Below are 17,630 nucleotides of genomic sequence, written 5' to 3'. Positions count from 1 at the left end.
ATTAGAATGGAACATAACAATCTAGGAATATATTATTTGGATGAATTATCTGAAATATATTTCGATGACACATTATCTATTATTTCAAAATATAGTCGATTAAGAAATCTATTAGATAAAATATGTAAAGAACTATCTAAAAACGAATTAGTTAACTTCTCTAATTTATTTTCAAGAGTAACATTCATTATAGACAAATACCAAACAAGCCGGAAAATTCATCGATTTAGAATTGCTTCAAATGAAGTAATTTTCAATAAAAAGGAGGTGATAGACAATGAATACAAAACACACATCATGTATTTTGTACTTTTTATAGAAAATATATTTAATTGTAATATTCCAAAAAAAATACTTCAAGGGTTTCCTAAAGAAGAGTTCATTAACTCATATAAAAAAAGAACAGATAAAAATATTACGGAGCTAAGAGTAGAAATTGTTGAAATACAAAATAATTTTTTAATCTGTGATTATGAAGAAAACAAAGACGAAGACTTTATAAAAGTTAGTATTAATAACGAAAAATTTAACAACGAATTTAACAACGTAGACTCTTTTTGGAAAAATGCTCAAATAAACTTAGTTAATATAGAAGTTGATGAAAAGGGAATATTTTATCCTACTTTTATAATACTCGAGCCAGATTACTTAGTAGATGTTTCAGCTATAGCAGAATGCTTTCAAGATTTTGGTTCTTCTGAACTTAATTATATTAAATCAAAATTTGAAGAAATTCCTAATTCAAAATACATTCGTTTAGGAAATTTTGCAAATTTAGTAATGGATAAATTATTTTCAAGAGAAAATAATGAAATAATAGAATTTATAAATGTTTTAAAAGAAGATTTTAAGCAATATCCAATAGAATACGCAGCATGTAATGATTTAAATTCTACTGATAATTTTCAACAATATATTGATAATGCTAGAGTTCAATTTAATAATATTAAAAATGTTGTAGAAAATAATTTTGTTTCTGAGGCGGTTAATATTAATGTTAAAACAGCAACTTTAGAACCAACTTTTTTAAATAAAAGATATGGTATTCAAGGACGTTTAGATATTTTTCAAAGTATTCCGAAAGAAAAAGGTGTGTCTAAAATTATCGAATTAAAATCTGGAGGAACTCCTTTTCCCGATAATGGTACTAGTATAAAACCAAATCATCAAGCTCAGTTATTTTTATATTACCAACTAGTTGGTTCAATAAATAATTTAAATTTTAGCGAAATATCTAAAAAAACAAAAGGATTTATTTTGTATTCTAAGGTAAACACTAACAACCTTAGAAATGATGAAATTTATTTAAAAAAGGTTCAAGAAATATTGAACTTAAGAAATGCAATTGTTATTAATGAATTTCGTTTAGGATCTGATAATTTAGTTATAATAAAAGAATTAATAAACAGTATTGTTCCAGACAACATAATTAAAAATAGTATAAACCCAAATTTTAGAAAATTATTAGAACCTCAAATACTTCAATTAAATGAAAAAATTATCGCTTCTAGTGAATTAGAGCAAAAATATTTTTATTCATTCATAAGCTTTATATCAAGGGAGCAATATTTATCAAAATTAGGAAATGGTCAATATGAAACAAGTAATGGATTAGCTAATTTGTGGTTAAATCAATTTAATGAAAAAATTGAAAAATTTGAAATAATCTACGACTTAGTCATCGAAGAAAACAAAGCTGATACAAAAGATTTAGAGATTATTTTCAGCAGAACCAATTCAGATAATAAGTTTGTGAATTTTAGGAAAGGTGACATTTGTGTGTTGTACCCTAGAAATAACACCAATAACATAGCAACAGACAATCAAATTTTTAAATGTAATATTAAAAGTATTACCACCAACAAAGTAGTTGTTGGCTTTAGATACAAACAAAATAATCTTATATTTTTTGAAAGATATCATCATTGGGCTATAGAGAGAGATTTTATGGATGCTTCATTTAATTCCATGTATAAAAATCTATATAGTTTTATTACTGCGAACAAAGTAAAAAGAAAATTATTATTGGCTATTGATTTCCCTAAAATCCTTGAAGAATATAGTTTTAATAAAAAACACCTCTCTGTAGAACAAAATAGAATAATTAGTAAAGCTTTATCTGCCAACGATTATTTCTTACTAAATGGTCCACCAGGAACAGGAAAAACATCAATTATAATAAAAGAATTAGTAAAGGAAATTTTATTAAACTCCGATTCTAAAATTTTATTATTAGCTTATACAAATAGAGCTGTAGATGAGTTGTGTGAAGCCGTTACTGATGCTGTAAATGAAATCATTAATAATTCTGATATTACAAATGAAAACAAAGGTTATTATAATTTCATTAGAATAGGTAGTGAATTATCGTGTAATGATAAATACAAAAACAACCTATTATCTGTTGCTTGTAAAAATATTGGTAATCGTTCTGATTTAAAACAATTCCTGTCAAGTAAACGAATATACATTTCAACAGTTGCTTCTATCTCAAGTAAAACTCATTTATTTAAATTAGTAAACTTTGACAAAATAATAATTGATGAGGCTTCTCAAATTTTAGAACCTCAAATTATAGGCATTCTTCCTAAGGGAAAAAGCTTTATTATGATAGGCGACCATAAACAGCTACCCGCAATTGTACTACAAGACTCAGTGAGTACTTTAACCAATGAAAAACAATTAGAGCAAATTGGTTTAGTTAATCGTAAAAACTCTTTATTTGAGCGCTTATTTAAGTATTGCGAAAAAAATAATATTAAACATGCTTTTGACACATTAACTTATCAAGGAAGAATGCATAAAGAAATTGCGTTATTTCCTAACCATAGTTTTTATAATTCTATTTTAAAAGAAGCTTATAACATTCCTAACTTAGATGAGGATATCAAAAAAACACTAGAAAGACAGGTTGCTAAATTGAAATTAAAGTCTACTACAAAAAATACATTAGAAGATCTTTTAACAAAAAAAAGAATATTGTTCTTTCCTAGCAAAACAGATGAAAAAAATCATTTTTCTAAATCTAATGAACATGAAGCTAACCTAGTAACAAAAATTATCGAAGAAGTTATTAAAATTTATAATTACAATAATAAAGTATTTTCAAATAAGAAATCTATCGGTGTAATAGCAACTTATCGAAATCAAATTGCAATTATAAAACAAAAACTTGAAGAAGCAAATATTCCGGACTATGAGGATATTACTGTAGACACTGTTGAAAGGTTTCAAGGAAGTCAAAGAGATATCATTATTGTTTCATTTGCAATAAATAATCATTATCAATTAAACGGATTAGTAAATCTAAACGATGAAGGTACTGTCGATAGAAAACTTAACGTTGCTTTAACCAGGGCTAAGGAGCAACTAATAATTATTGGGAATGACGACATCTTATCATCTAGTTTAATTTACTATAAACTTATCGAATTTGTAAAATCTCAGGGAGGTTATGTTTGGGATAAGATCGAAGATGTAATTTTGGGAAATTTACATTTTAATTATTTCAATAAAATTAATACAGTTGAAGGTAGGACGTATCAGCCAGACGATGAATTTAAAAATACTTTTGATGATTTAATAATAAATCCTTTAAAAACAGACGAAAGAACAATTGAATATCCCAACTTAATTTTAGGGCAAACTAATAATTTTATTAGAAATAATATCATTGAATATGGTAGAGCAGATTTTGATATTGTTTTTGCCTACCAAACCAATTTGTTTACTCAAGAGTTTAGTGTAAAAGATAAAGTGATGTTATATTGTTATTATAATATGAGAAAACATTATTTTTCTAATAAAGCAGTATTTGAAACATTTAATGATTTCTTTAAGATAGAATTAAAACAAGTATCAAACAGAATTACTTTTTTAGATTTTGGATGTGGTCCGTTAACAGCTGGAATAGCATTTAATCAATTTGCTAAAAAAATTGATAAAAATTTCAAAATGAACTATGTTGGCATTGACATTTCTAATGGTATGATAGATATGGCAACTGAGTTTAGTCAATCTTTAATTTTCAATTCTAACTCAACTTTTAATTTTTATCACAATATTAAAGAAATAGAACAAGGTGTTTTTGATGAGTTATTTGAATTGTCAAATGTTGTCGTCTTAAACTTTTCATATTTATTTGCAAACCTTAATTTAGAACAAACAATAACTTTAGCAAATGACATTAGTGAGTTGATTGAAAAACACCCGCTTAATAAATACATATTAATATACCAAAACCCTGTAAATAAGTTTCATAATTTTTCAAAATTTAAAAATATTATAACTAATTTAAATAACGTCATAGTTAGAAAATCAGAAACAGTCAGTTATAGAAATACTGAAAATAGTTGGTACGACACATCCGAAACATTTACTTATGAAATAATCACAAACTAATGCAAATAGATTTATTTAATAATAACAAAAAAAACAATAAAGAGGTATCACTTGAAGCTGCATCTTCGATTAATGGGTTGAAATTATATTTTGATATTATTTCAAAAGAAGAAGAGAAGTTATTATTGAAAAATATTGATGATAATTTGTGGCTAAATGATTTATCAAGAAGAGTGCAGCATTATGGTTATAAATATGACTATAGAGCAAGAAAAATTGATGAATCAACTTATTTAGGAGAACTACCTGCTTGGTTAAATCTTTTGGCATTAGAATTATATAATAAAAAGGCAATTAATTTTATACCAGACCAAGCAATAATAAATGAATATGAACCTGGTCAAGGAATTTCCCCTCATATTGATTGTGAACCTTGTTTCGGAGATACAATTGTATCATTGTCACTAGGTTCTAGTTGTGTGATGAACTTTTCACAAAATATAAAGAGTAAAGACAAGGTATCTGTTTTATTGGAGCCTCGTGTATTGACAATAATGACAAAGGAGAGTAGATATGATTGGTTTCACGGCATTCCTTCGAGAAAATCAGATAAGTATAATGATCATGTAATTAAAAGAGGTCGTAGAGTGTCTATTACTTTCAGAAAGGTTGTTAAATAAGATACTTAATAATTTAAATTGCAAAGTATTTCAAAATATAGAAAGCAGGAAGCCTAAATAACAAATATTTATGCATAATTCCTAAATCCCACAACTTTTTGATTTGCCCCCTTAAAAACCACACAAACAACACCCAATACAACACCTAAAAAAACAAAGCCCCGTAAACATTACGTTTACGGGGCTTTTGGCGGAGAAAGAGGGATTCGAACCCCCGGACCTGTTACAGTCAACAGTTTTCAAGACTGCCGCATTCGACCGCTCTGCCATTTCTCCAGTGCGTCTCATCAAGTATTACCTGATTGCGGCTGCAAATATAGAAAGGTTTTTTAGTTTACAAAAACAAAAAACGATTTATTTTTATTTTTTTTTTGAATATCATACATAAAACATCATATCATCCTATAAATCAAGTCTTTTAAATTATTATTTTTTTTTTAGAAATCGTCACAAAAAAGTCTAAATAAAGAATTCTTGTATAGTAGTTCATTATATTTGCCCTTATTATTCTAATTATATAATTATGTCATTTAATTCCTTTGGAAATTTATTAAAAGTAACAACGTATGGAGAATCTCACGGAACTGCTATTGGTGGCGTCATAGATGGATTCCCTGCAGGATTAGAGGTAGATTTTGAAGCTATTCAAAATGAGTTAGATAGACGTAAACCTGGGCAATCTAAAATTGTTACCCAGCGTAAAGAACCAGATACTGTGGAATTTCATTCAGGTATTTTTGAAGGTAAAACTACAGGTACTTCTATTGGTTTTATTATTAGAAACACCAATCAAAAATCTAAAGATTACAACCACAATACCAATATATATAGACCTTCTCATGCAGATTTTACGTATGATAAGAAATTTGGAAACAGAGATTATAGAGGTGGCGGAAGAAGTTCTGCCCGCGAAACTGCAAATTGGGTAGTTGCTGGTGCTTTAGCAAAACAGTTAATTGCTAGCATGAATATAAATGCCTTTACATCTTCTGTTGGCGATATTTTTATAGACAAACCGTATCAAGATTTAGATTTTTCTAAAACAGAAAGTAATATTGTTCGTTGTCCGGATGAAGTTTCTGCTGAGAAAATGATCAACAGAATACAAGAAATTAGAAAAGCTGGTGATACAATTGGTGGTACCGTAACTTGTGTTGCTCAAAATGTACCTGTAGGTTTAGGTGAACCAATATTTCAGAAATTACACGCACAATTAGGTAGCGCAATGTTATCTATAAATGCCGTAAAAGGTTTTGAATTTGGTAGTGGATTTTGTGGCGCAAAAATGAAAGGTTCAGATCATAACGATGTTTTTAATGCAGACGGTTCTACACAATCTAATTTATCTGGTGGTATACAAGGTGGAATAAGCAATGGTATGGATATCTATTTTAGAGTTGCTTTTAAACCTGTTGCAACTATTATGAGCTCTCAACAAACTATTAACTCAGAATATGAAGTTACAGAGATTACAGGTAAAGGACGTCATGATCCTTGTGTTGTACCTAGAGCTGTACCAATTGTAGAAGCAATGACTGCTTTAGTATTAGCTGATTTTTGGTTGTTAAATAAAACGAGACAGATATAATTTACGTACTATTTAAAGGATTGAAATAGAATACTTGTAAATTTATTTACCTTTAACGGAAAAACTTTTTTTTCTGTGGATATTAAACGATTATATTTTATTGATATTATTAGGGCTTTTGCTATCTTAATGATGCTACAAGGGCACTTTATAGATACGTTACTAGCTAACTCGTATAGAGATTTAAATGATCCTACTTTTAGGCTATGGTCTTATTTTAGAGGCATTACTGCCCCAACTTTTTTTACTATTTCGGGATTAATTTTCACCTATCTTTTGTTAAATTCAAAAGAAAAAGGATTAGAAAAAGAAAGAATGATAAAAGGAATTACCAGAGGGGGCTTTTTAATAGCTATTGGTTACTTACTAAGAGTTCCGCTTTTTAGTTGGTTAACAGGTACATTTAATACTTCTTTTTTAGCTATTGATGTGCTACAAATAATAGGCCTAAGCTTAATATTAATTATTAGTTTTTATTTTATCAGTAACAAAAAAACAATACTTTTTTCTATAATTACATTCATCTTTGGTATTACTATATTTATAACAGAACCTCTGTATAGAAGTTTAAACATAACGGCTATTCCACTTTTTATAAATAATTATATTTCTAAAAGTAATGGATCTATATTTACAATTATTCCCTGGTCTGGTTTTGTCTGTTTTGGTGCATTTTTAGCAACAATTTTTCATAAAAATGTATTCAAAAAAAGTTTTAAAAAAATAATCATTACTTTTTTTATATGTTTTGGTTTTATTCTAATATTTTGTTCTTCAAAAATACTTGTATATTTTTCAAAGTTAACAGACTCTCAACTATTAATGGATGCTGCTAGTTATAATTATCTGTTTACTAGATTTGGAAATGTATTATTAATTTTTGCTTTCTTCTTTAGTTTAGAGAAATATTTAAAGTCTTCCCTAATTTTAAAAATAGGTCAAAAAACATTATCCATTTATGTAATTCATTTCATTATTATTTATGGAAGCTTTACGGGATTAGGATTAAAAAAAATTATCGGTAAAAGTCTAAATCCAACAGAAGCAATTATTGGAGCTATACTATTCTTAATTGTAGTTTGCTTATTGTCTTTTTATTACGCGAAAACAAATACTTTTTTATATTTAAAATTGAGAAAAGTTTTTAATAAAATTAAAAAATAACCTAAAATGAAAATGCTACTTTCTTTAATTCTGTTATTAGTATTTTTCGATGGTTTTTCTCAAGAAAGATATTTAGAAAAGTTTTCAAAATATAAAGAGAAAACATACACTTATCATCAATTAAAAGATGAGGAAAGTTTAAAGTTAAATTTTTATAAACCTAAAAAAGCAAAAGGGAAAACTCCATTATTAGTTTATGTTCATGGAGGTGGATTTTCAGGAGGAAGTAGAAATGATAAAAAGTCTAGAGATTTTGCGGAAGAAATGGTTCAATATGGTTATTCTGTAGCATCCATATCTTATAGGTTAACCATGAAAGGTAAAGGTTTTGGATGCGCTACAAACTCATCATTAAAAATAGCTGCTTTTAATGAGGTCTCTAAGGATATAAGTTATGCTGTAAAGTATTTAATAGCACATAAAAACAAGTTTAAAATAGATATAGATAATATTATTTTGGTGGGTTCTAGTGCTGGTGCAGAAGCTATTTTAAATTTAGCCTATGTTTATGATAACAAAATTTTAAACAAGAATTTTAAATTTGCTGGTATCATTGCAATGGCTGGAGCAATAACTTCTATTGATAATATAACTTCAGATAATGCAATTCCTACTCAATTATTTCATGGAGTAAAAGATAATTTAGTTCCTTATTATATCGCTTCTCACCATTATTGTAAGTTAGCATCTCCTGGTTATTTAAACTTGTTTGGTTCTAGAGCAATTGCAAATAAATTAAAGGCTATTAATAAGCCATATTACTTATATAGTATAAAGGAAGGAAGCCATAACTGGAATTCTAAGCCCATATATGAGTGTACAAAAGAAATTATAGATTTTCTATATTATGATGTTTTAAAAAGAAATAACCGGCAAATTGAAACTACTTTTTAATTTGATATAAAAAAAGCGAAACTATTAAGTTTCGCTTTTAATTTATAATTTTTATTTTTTTACTTTAATAATTTATCCAAATCATAAAAATAAAAATCTTTAGCGTCATTCATTGCTACAAATAGTCCACTTTTAAAAGTGTCGTTTAAAGGTACGGTAACCACATCACATCCATCTGTTTCAGTAGTTGATAGATTAACTGCTTTTACAAACTCATTTGTTTGCCTATCAAACAAATTAAATTGTCCCTTTTGTTGATCCGAAACAATAATATACCCTTTCTCATTCTCAAATTTAGCAATTGCAATACCTTCTATATCTCTTTCAAAAAGTTCACTTCCAAAACAAGCAATTTCTTTATTTCCTTTAGAAGGTTCTGCATAATATTTACGAATACAATGTCCTTCATCAGAATAATAAACATAACCCATTTCTGCATCAACAGCAATGGCTTCAATTTCTTTTTCACCACTAAAATCCCCGAACTTTCTAACCAAAGTAGCGGTTACTTTACTATTTTCTGAAACCAATTTATATTGATATAAATAGCCTTCTTTAGGTCCTGTTTTTCTACCAACTATTGCATAAAAACTACCATCAATCGGACTCTTATATATTGCAATTCCCATTGGTAATTTGTTTTCTGAAATAGTTTCATCTTTAAAAACTGGAAATCCTCCTTCATCTAAAGGCTTCATATCTGGTACAGAAAACATTCTAATTTGCTGTTCTTCTCTTTCTGTAAAGATCAAAATATCTACTTTTACAGAATCATTTACCTGAAAACCATATTCTAAATCTACATTGTTAGGTCTTTTTATATTTCTGATGGTTTTATCTTCTATAATTTTACCTTGTAAATCATACGCATAAATTGCTCCATTGGTTTCTTTATCTGTTCCAAAAACAATACTTTTTGTTGCATCTGTTGGATGAATCCAAATGGCAGGATCATCTGTATCATTTATAGATTTTTCTGTAATTACATCTGGTGCTATTGCAGGTAATTTACTACCAGTAGTACACGATAACAATGTTAATGTACCTAAAAATAGGATGCTATTTTTTATTGATAATTTCATTATTTACTATTTTTTAAATAAATCATATTTTAAACCAAATGTAATTCTTCTACCATAGTATTCCATTTGCATTGTTCTACCACTTTCTCCTTGGTAATAACGTAATGGTTGGTTGGTAAGGTTATTTACACTCGCATAAATACTTAAATTCTTATTAATGGTATAACCTGTACTAAAATCTAAGAAAAATTGTTTGTCGTAATAACGATCCTCAAATGCATTCCCTCCTATTTCATCTACATAAGCATCAGAAAAATTACCAGAAAGTCTTGCATTAAATTTTTGATCTGCATATCCTAAAGAAGCATTCACCATATTTGGTGTTGTATTTGGTAAATCTATATCTTCTCTTTCTTCACCGTCTTCATTACGAATTCCGTTTGCATCCGAAGTTAAAAAAGTATAATTTGCATACACACTAAAGTTTTTAAGAAAGCCTGGTAAGAAATCTAATTTTCTTTGAATTGCTAATTCTGCTCCAAAAATAGTTGCTTTATCTCCATTTAAAGGTTGATAAACTTCAAAACCAGTAGTTCCTGGTCCAAAAGCATCTGTAGTAGTTTCCGATTGAAAAGTATAGGTAAAGTCTTTAATGTTTTTGTAGAATAAACCTCCTGATAAAATACCTACGTTCTCAAAATAAGTTTCTGCCATCACATCAAAATTCATAGAAGTTGTTGGCTTTAAATCTGGATTTCCTAAGAAGACTTCTTCGTCACCGGTTACAACATCCAAAGTTGGTGTAATATCTACGTAATTTGGTCTTGCCAACGTATTGGTCCAAGCAAACCTTACTACCGTTTTATCAGAAACATCATATTTAAAATGTACACCTGGCATTAAATTAGAATAAGAACTTTCTTCGGTTAAAGTACCGTCTAAAGTATCTTCATCTAAAATATTATTTCCTGTTGCCGTTAATTTTGTGTACTCTAATCTTAAACCAACCAATACACTTAGCTTGTCAGACAATCTTTGATTGGTCATAAGGTAACCAGCAAATACATTTTCCTTTACATTATAATTTGCTCTTAAAAACTCATCACTTATAGTTTCTCCGTTGGTTAAATCTAAGCTACCTAACCACTCCTCATCTGCAAATAAACCTGCTTGGTATTGACTACCTGCCAAATAATCTGAATTCGAATAATCTTTGGTTGGTATAGATGATAACGTAGGATAATCATCTTCTAAATCATATTCAAAAAAATCATTATCTCTTAATTTTGTTTTAAAGCGACCTCTAAATCCAAATTTTATAAATCCTTCTCCATGACCAAAGAAATCAGATGGTAATTCGAAATTAACAAAAGTATTAAAGTCTTTTTCCTCTGTATATTGATTTTCTTCTGTGATTTCACCGAACTCAAAACTAGAAAGATCATTAAAATCTGATGAGTTTACAGCAGTAAACAAAGGGAATCTAGTATCAGAAATATCATTATTAATACTATATTCAGTTTCAAACTCCGCGTATCGCTCATTTAATCTTTCTTCAGATGCTTTAGCAAAAGAAGTCATCCAGTCAATTTTTAATTTACCTGCAGCATGATTACCACCAAGTGTGTAATTTTGCATTTTTTGATCTTCTAAACGTCTATTTTTATTTCGATCGTTATCAATACCACCTTTAGATTGTCTTTTAACTTCTACAGGAAACATTGTTGGGGTATTATCTGTAATGGTAAAATCTCCAAGTTCTATATCTTCTGCGTCTAAAATACCATGTTCTAATCTAAAACGATTTTCTCTATCGTCTCTCCAGTTATACATCGATTTAAAATAGATGTTATTGTCATCATTAATTTGATAATCAAAATTTGCAGAAAAACTTCTACGAACTCTTTGTACTAAATAGGTACGTTCTTCAAAAACATTTGCATACGGATTTACTTCCATTTCAACTTCTTCTCCTGCATCATTTGTATAGGCAAATTCATCAGTCCATTCTGCTTCCACATCATGAGAACCAAAATCATTATCATTAATAGTTGCAGAAATCATCCAACCAAATTTTTTGTTTTTAGAACGATCTCCTACTAAAAAAGAACCATTTAAAATTCTTTTGTTTGTAATTGTATTTACACCAGAACCTGCTGTAGCAGATAACCTAAAACCTTGCGGAGAAGTTCTTGTAATTAAATTAACAGAACCACCTAAAGCATCTGCATCCATATCTGGCGTTACCGCTTTGTTAACCTGTATAGACTGTATCATGTCAGACGGAATTAAATCCATCTGTACATTTCTGTTATCTCCTTCTGCAGACGGAATTCTACTTCCGTTTAGAGTTACAGAGTTTAATTGTGGAGAAAGACCTCTAATAATAATATTTCTAGCTTCTCCTTGATCTACTTGCATCGTAATACCTGGAATTCTTTTAACTGCATCCCCAATATTTGCATCCGGAAATTTACCAATCTGATCTGTAGCAACTACATTGGTAATATTTAAATTATTTTTCTGAGTGTTTAATGCTTTAGATTGGCTACCTAAGCTATAAGATGTAATTAAAACATCATCTAATAGAATACTTTCTGAAACAAGTGCTATTTTTACCGAAGTAGTTTCATTTTCTTTTACAACAACTTCTTTTAAAATATCTTTAAATCCTAAATAAGTTATTCTTATAGTGTGCGTACCAGCCGGTACACCAACTATGGTGAACTTTCCATCAAAATTAGAAATATCACCTTTTTTTAACGATTCTATTAAAACATTTGCACCAGGTACATAAAGTCCATCTTTATCAGTAATAAGACCTTGTATTTTACTGGTTTGTGCAAATGAATTAAACGCACTTAACGACAGAAACATCGTTAATAAAAATAAATTAAAATTATAAAATTGTTTCATTATTTAGTTTTTTTATAACGCAAAAGTAAATTTTGATTTACTTAACATTATTAACTAATTAAAAACAAAAAGCTAATTTTATACTTAGTTTTAACCTGAATTAACGTTAACTTTAAAATGAATTAATCTAAATTTTAAACAATAAAACAAAAAAGATCAATTCACTTACTATAGAAATATAAGCAAAAAAAAAGACCACTTTAAAAGCAGTCTTTTTCCTATTTATTAAGCCTGTCCTGTAGGACCAAAATTCATTGGAATTGGAGGTTGCTCGTAATCTTTAATTTCACCATGTTGTTCTTCAAATTTTCTAACATTGTCTGCTAAAGCTTGTGTTAACCTCTTAGCATGTTGCGGAGTTAAAATAATTCTAGATTTTACTTTTGCCTTTGGTACACCTGGCATAATATTAATAAAATCTACAATAAATTCTGACATAGAATGATTAATAATTGCTAAGTTAGAATACGTTCCTTCTGCAATTTCTTGATCTAACTCAATATTTATTTGTCCGTCTTTGTTTTGATTTTCTTCCATAATTAAAATTGTGTATTTGTTAATTCTAGTACATGTAAAATCGTAAAAAAAAATGAATTACACCCGTAAAATTTCACCTTTATATTTATCAAAAGGTATAAAAAGAAAAAAGTTGAATTGAATAGTGCACCTGAGATACCCTAAACAATTCAACTTTTTAATAATTAAACTTTTAAACGTTTACACGTTTCGTTTATTTAGAAACTTTTTTCTATTTCGTCTTTAGGACCAACTAGAATGTTTTCATAAGCTCTCATACCTGTACCTGCTGGAATTCTCTTACCAACAATTACATTTTCTTTTAAGCCTTCTAATGTATCTATTTTACCACTAACAGCAGCCTCGTTTAATACTTTTGTAGTTTCCTGGAAAGAAGCTGCAGAAATAAACGATTTTGTTTGAAGTGATGCTCTTGTAATACCTTGTAAAACTTGCTCTGCCGTAGCCGGTTTAGCCTCTCTTGCTGTTACTAAGTTCTGATCATTTCTTCTTAATAAGGAATTTTCATCTCTTAATTGACGAGCAGTAATAATTTGACCTGCACTTAAGTTTTCTGAATCTCCAGCGTCTTCAACAACCTTCATTCCAAAAATATCATCGTTGTCTTTGATAAAGTCAATTTTATGAACTAATTGATTCTCTAATAATAAAGTATCACCAGAATCTATAATTTTAACTTTACGCATCATTTGACGAACAACAACCTCAAAATGCTTGTCATTAATTTTTACACCTTGTAAACGATATACTTCTTGAATTTCGTTTACCAAGTACATTTGTACTGCAGATGGACCTTGAATTCTTAAAATATCTGAAGGAGTTGTAGCTCCGTCTGATAATGGCATACCAGCTTTAATAAAGTCATTTTCTTGAACTAAGATCTGATTAGAAAGTTTAACTAAATACTTACTAATATCTCCAGTTTTAGATTCAACGATAATTTCTCTATTTCCACGTTTAATTTTACCGAAAGAAACAACACCATCAATCTCAGAAACAACAGATGGATTAGAAGGATTACGTGCTTCGAATAATTCTGTTACACGTGGTAAACCTCCTGTAATATCCCCAGCTTTACCAGATTTTCTTGGTATTTTAACTAAAGTATGACCACTTTCTACTTTATCTCCATCAGTAACCATTAAGTGTGCACCTAAAGGTAAACTATAAGAACGTAAAGCATTACCGTCATTATCTTCAATAATTAAAGATGGAATGATTTTTTTGTTTTTCGAATCGATCATTACAATCTCTTGGAAACCTGTTTGTTCATCTACTTCTACAGAGTAATTGATACCTTGTATTAAATTATCAAACTTAACTTTTCCTCCAAATTCAGAAACAATAACCCCGTTAAATGGATCCCATTGTACAATAGCATCTCCTTTTTTAATGGATTTTATTTCTTTATCAAAAATAATAGATCCATAAGGAAGGATATTTGTACTTTGAGTAATTCCTGTTTTCTTATCTATAATTTTAATCTCAGCGGTTCTAGATATTACGATGTCAATATCTTTACCTTCATTGTCTTTACCAACAACTGTACGTAAATCATCGATAACAACTTTACCGTCAAACTTAGCAATTAATTTATTCTCTTCAGAAATATTACCTGCAACCCCACCAACGTGGAATGTACGTAATGTTAACTGTGTACCTGGCTCTCCAATAGATTGTGCAGCAATTACACCAACTGCCTCACCAATTTGTACTTTGTTAAGGGTAGATAAACTCTGTCCGTAACATTTTGCACAAATACCTTTTGTAGATTCACAAGTTAAAGCAGATCTTACTTCTACAGCATCAATTCCAGACTTTTCAACAGCAACAGCTAATTGATAAGAAATTGGTTGATTCGCTTTTAAAAGAACTTCGTCTGTTAACGGGTGATATACGTCGTTTAATGAAACTCTACCTTCAATTCTCTCTGATAAAGATTCTACAATCTCATCATTTTTCTTTAAAGGAGCTACTTCTAAACCTCTTAATGTACCACAATCTTCTTCGTTAATAATAACATCTTGAGAAACATCTACTAATCTACGAGTTAAGTAACCAGCATCTGCCGTTTTTAACGCCGTATCCGCAAGTCCCTTACGAGCACCGTGAGTAGAGATAAAGTATTCTAGAATTGATAAACCTTCCTTAAAGTTAGAAAGAATCGGATTCTCAATAATTTCTCCACCACCTGCAGTAGATTTCTTAGGTTTTGCCATTAATCCACGCATACCTGTTAACTGGCGAATCTGCTCCTTAGAACCCCTTGCACCAGAATCAAGCATCATGTATACCGAGTTGAAACCTTGTTGATCTTCACGTAAACGTTTCATAGATAATTCAGTTAAATCGTTATTGGTTCTACCCCAAATATCAATTACCTGATTATAACGCTCTTTTTGCGTTAACATACCCATGTTATAATTCCCTACAATGATATCCACCTCTTTGTTGGCTTCATCAATCATAGATTGTTTTTCTTTAGGAATAATAATATCCCCTAATGAGAATGATAAACCACCTTGGAAGGCAAATTTATATCCCATATTTTTTATATTGTCTAAGAATTCTCCTGTTGTAGGGATATCAGTAGCTTTTAAAATACCACCAATAATTCCACGTAAGTTTTTCTTAGTTAATACCTCATTAATGTAACCAGCTTTCGCAGGAACAACCTCGTTAAATAATACTCTACCAACAGTAGTTTTAATTATTTTTCTAACTTGTTCTCCGTTCTCATCAACATCGTAAGTTCTTACTTTAATTCCAGCATTTAAGTCTACCATTTCTTCGTTAAAAGCAATCGTTACTTCTTCTGGTGAATAAAAAGTTAATCCTTCTCCTTTAATTTTCACTTCTGGAGTAGAGATTCTCTCTTTAGTCATATAGTATAAACCAAGTACCATATCCTGAGAAGGAACTGTTACTGGTGCACCATTTGCAGGATTTAAGATATTATGAGAAGCCAACATTAATAATTGTGCTTCTAAAATAGCTTCTGGTCCTAATGGTAAGTGAACCGCCATTTGATCCCCATCAAAATCCGCATTAAATGCAGAACATGCTAATGGGTGTAACTGGATTGCTTTTCCTTCAATTAATTTTGGTTGAAAAGCTTGTATACCTAGTCTGTGTAAAGTAGGAGCCCTGTTTAATAAAACTGGATGTCCTTTAATTACATTTTCTAAAATATCCCAAACAACTGGTTCTTTTCTATCTATTATTTTCTTTGCAGATTTTACTGTTTTTACAATTCCTCTTTCAATTAGTTTTCTAATTACAAAAGGTTTGTAAAGTTCAGCTGCCATGTCTTTTGGCAATCCACACTCAGATAATTTCATTTCTGGTCCAACAACAATTACAGAACGTGCAGAATAATCAACACGCTTTCCTAATAAATTCTGACGGAAACGTCCTTGTTTACCTTTTAATGAATCTGATAAAGATTTTAAAGGTCTGTTAGATTCAGTTTTTACTGCAGATGATTTACGTGTGTTGTCAAATAAAGAATCTACAGACTCTTGTAACATACGCTTCTCATTACGTAAAATAACTTCTGGAGCTTTTATTTCAACCAATCTTTTTAAACGATTGTTTCTAATAATAACTCTTCTATAAAGATCATTTAAATCTGAAGTTGCAAAACGTCCACCATCTAAAGGAACTAAAGGTCTTAATTCTGGTGGAATAACTGGTACAGCTTTCATAATCATCCATTCTGGATGATTCTCTCTATTTTTCTGAGAATCTCTAAATGCTTCAACAACATTTAAACGTTTTAATGCTTCAGTTTTACGTTGTTTAGACGTTTCTGTATTTGCTTTGTGTCTTAATTCAAAAGACAACCCATCTAAATCGATGCGTGCTAATAAATCAATTAAACATTCAGCACCCATTTTAGCGATAAACTTGTTTGGGTCAGAATCATCTAAGTATTGGTTGTCTTGTGGTAACTCATCAGCAATATCTAAATATTCTTCTTCAGTTAAGAAATCCATTTTTTGTAATGGCTCTCCTTCCACATTCTTTGCAATACCTGGTTGAATTACTACATAACGTTCGTAGTAAATAATCATATCTAACTTCTTAGATGGCAAACCTAAAAGGTAACCCATTTTGTTAGGTAATGATCTAAAATACCAAATATGAGCAACAGGCACAACTAAGTTGATATGCCCTACTCTTTCTCTACGTACTTTCTTTTCAGTTACTTCTACACCACATCTATCACAAACGATACCCTTGTAGCGAATTCTTTTGTACTTTCCACAAGCACATTCATAATCCTTTACAGGACCAAAAATACGCTCACAAAATAAACCATCTCTTTCTGGCTTGTGCGTACGGTAATTTATAGTTTCTGGTTTTAAAACTTCACCTTTAGAAATTTCTAAAATAGCTTCTGGTGATGATAAACCAATTGAGATTTTGTTAAACTTTTTTACAGTGTATTTCTCTTGTTTTCTTGCCATGTCTTTTGATAAGTAT

9 protein-coding genes and 1 tRNA gene are annotated in these 17,630 nt (G+C 29.5%); 5 read left to right on the top strand and 5 right to left on the bottom strand.

Annotation, left to right across the window (positions count from 1 at the left end):
• The first annotated feature begins 6 nt into the window (after window positions 1–6).
• Together H0I29_RS11815 and H0I29_RS11810 are read left to right on the top strand one after the other, a co-directional pair.
• Complete coding sequence (locus H0I29_RS11815; protein WP_218752485.1) at window positions 7–4,401, top strand: AAA domain-containing protein; 4,395 nt, start codon at window positions 7–9, stop codon at window positions 4,399–4,401.
• On the top strand, window positions 4,401–5,021 hold the full coding sequence (locus H0I29_RS11810; protein ID WP_218752484.1) for an alpha-ketoglutarate-dependent dioxygenase AlkB: 621 nt from the start codon (window positions 4,401–4,403) through the stop codon (window positions 5,019–5,021). The genes H0I29_RS11815 and H0I29_RS11810 overlap by 1 nt, the downstream gene beginning before the upstream one ends.
• Before the next feature lie 188 nt (window positions 5,022–5,209).
• Here the strand turns inward: H0I29_RS11810 and H0I29_RS11805 are convergent.
• Window positions 5,210–5,297, bottom strand: a tRNA-Ser gene (locus H0I29_RS11805).
• A gap of 247 nt (window positions 5,298–5,544) precedes the next feature.
• On the opposite strand from H0I29_RS11805, the gene aroC reads away from it, so the two are divergent.
• The 3 genes from aroC (at window position 5,545) to H0I29_RS11790 (ending at window position 8,667) form a co-directional block, all read left to right on the top strand.
• Window positions 5,545–6,609, top strand: a complete 1,065-nt coding sequence (aroC, locus tag H0I29_RS11800) for a chorismate synthase (protein ID WP_218752483.1) — start codon at window positions 5,545–5,547, stop codon at window positions 6,607–6,609.
• A gap of 75 nt (window positions 6,610–6,684) precedes the next feature.
• The gene (locus H0I29_RS11795) at window positions 6,685–7,773 is read left to right on the top strand and encodes a heparan-alpha-glucosaminide N-acetyltransferase domain-containing protein (RefSeq protein ID WP_218752482.1); all 1,089 of its coding nucleotides are present in this window, start codon (window positions 6,685–6,687) and stop codon (window positions 7,771–7,773) included.
• A gap of 6 nt (window positions 7,774–7,779) precedes the next feature.
• Window positions 7,780–8,667, top strand: a complete 888-nt coding sequence (locus H0I29_RS11790) for a carboxylesterase family protein (RefSeq protein ID WP_218752481.1) — start codon at window positions 7,780–7,782, stop codon at window positions 8,665–8,667.
• A 59-nt stretch (window positions 8,668–8,726) separates the two neighbouring features.
• On the opposite strand, the gene H0I29_RS11785 is transcribed toward H0I29_RS11790, so the two are convergent.
• The 4 genes from H0I29_RS11785 to rpoC all read right to left on the bottom strand — a co-directional run bounded on the left by H0I29_RS11785 (window position 8,727) and on the right by rpoC (window position 17,614).
• Window positions 8,727–9,749: a phytase gene (locus H0I29_RS11785; protein ID WP_218752480.1), complete on the bottom strand. Its 1,023-nt coding sequence runs from the start codon at window positions 9,747–9,749 to the stop codon at window positions 8,727–8,729.
• A 6-nt stretch (window positions 9,750–9,755) separates the two neighbouring features.
• A complete protein-coding gene (locus H0I29_RS11780) occupies window positions 9,756–12,605 on the bottom strand; it encodes a TonB-dependent receptor (protein ID WP_218752478.1) in 2,850 nt (949 codons plus the stop codon).
• Window positions 12,606–12,830: 225 nt separating this feature from the next.
• Entirely contained in the window at window positions 12,831–13,142 is a 312-nt protein-coding gene (locus H0I29_RS11775; protein WP_208888713.1) for a DUF3467 domain-containing protein, read from the bottom strand.
• A 197-nt stretch (window positions 13,143–13,339) separates the two neighbouring features.
• Window positions 13,340–17,614 (bottom strand): DNA-directed RNA polymerase subunit beta', encoded by a 4,275-nt coding sequence (rpoC, locus tag H0I29_RS11770; RefSeq protein WP_218752476.1) that lies wholly within the window; start codon window positions 17,612–17,614, stop codon window positions 13,340–13,342.
• Between the last annotated feature and the right edge of the window lie 16 nt (window positions 17,615–17,630).

Origin of the sequence: Polaribacter sp. R2A056_3_33 (assembly GCF_019278485.1) — a bacterium.
In the GTDB taxonomy this organism is placed as follows: domain Bacteria; phylum Bacteroidota; class Bacteroidia; order Flavobacteriales; family Flavobacteriaceae; genus Polaribacter.
This window is presented reverse-complemented; position numbering and strand designations above follow the sequence as displayed.

Coding starts and splice junctions, on each gene's coding strand:
- rpoC (WP_218752476.1), bottom strand. CDS start 17,614: ATGGCAAGAAAACAAGAGAAATACACTGTAAAAAAGTTTAACAAAATC.
- H0I29_RS11790 (WP_218752481.1), top strand. CDS start 7,780: ATGAAAATGCTACTTTCTTTAATTCTGTTATTAGTATTTTTCGATGGT.
- H0I29_RS11810 (WP_218752484.1), top strand. CDS start 4,401: ATGCAAATAGATTTATTTAATAATAACAAAAAAAACAATAAAGAGGTA.
- aroC (WP_218752483.1), top strand. CDS start 5,545: ATGTCATTTAATTCCTTTGGAAATTTATTAAAAGTAACAACGTATGGA.
- H0I29_RS11785 (WP_218752480.1), bottom strand. CDS start 9,749: ATGAAATTATCAATAAAAAATAGCATCCTATTTTTAGGTACATTAACA.
- H0I29_RS11780 (WP_218752478.1), bottom strand. CDS start 12,605: ATGAAACAATTTTATAATTTTAATTTATTTTTATTAACGATGTTTCTG.
- H0I29_RS11775 (WP_208888713.1), bottom strand. CDS start 13,142: ATGGAAGAAAATCAAAACAAAGACGGACAAATAAATATTGAGTTAGAT.
- H0I29_RS11815 (WP_218752485.1), top strand. CDS start 7: ATGGAACATAACAATCTAGGAATATATTATTTGGATGAATTATCTGAA.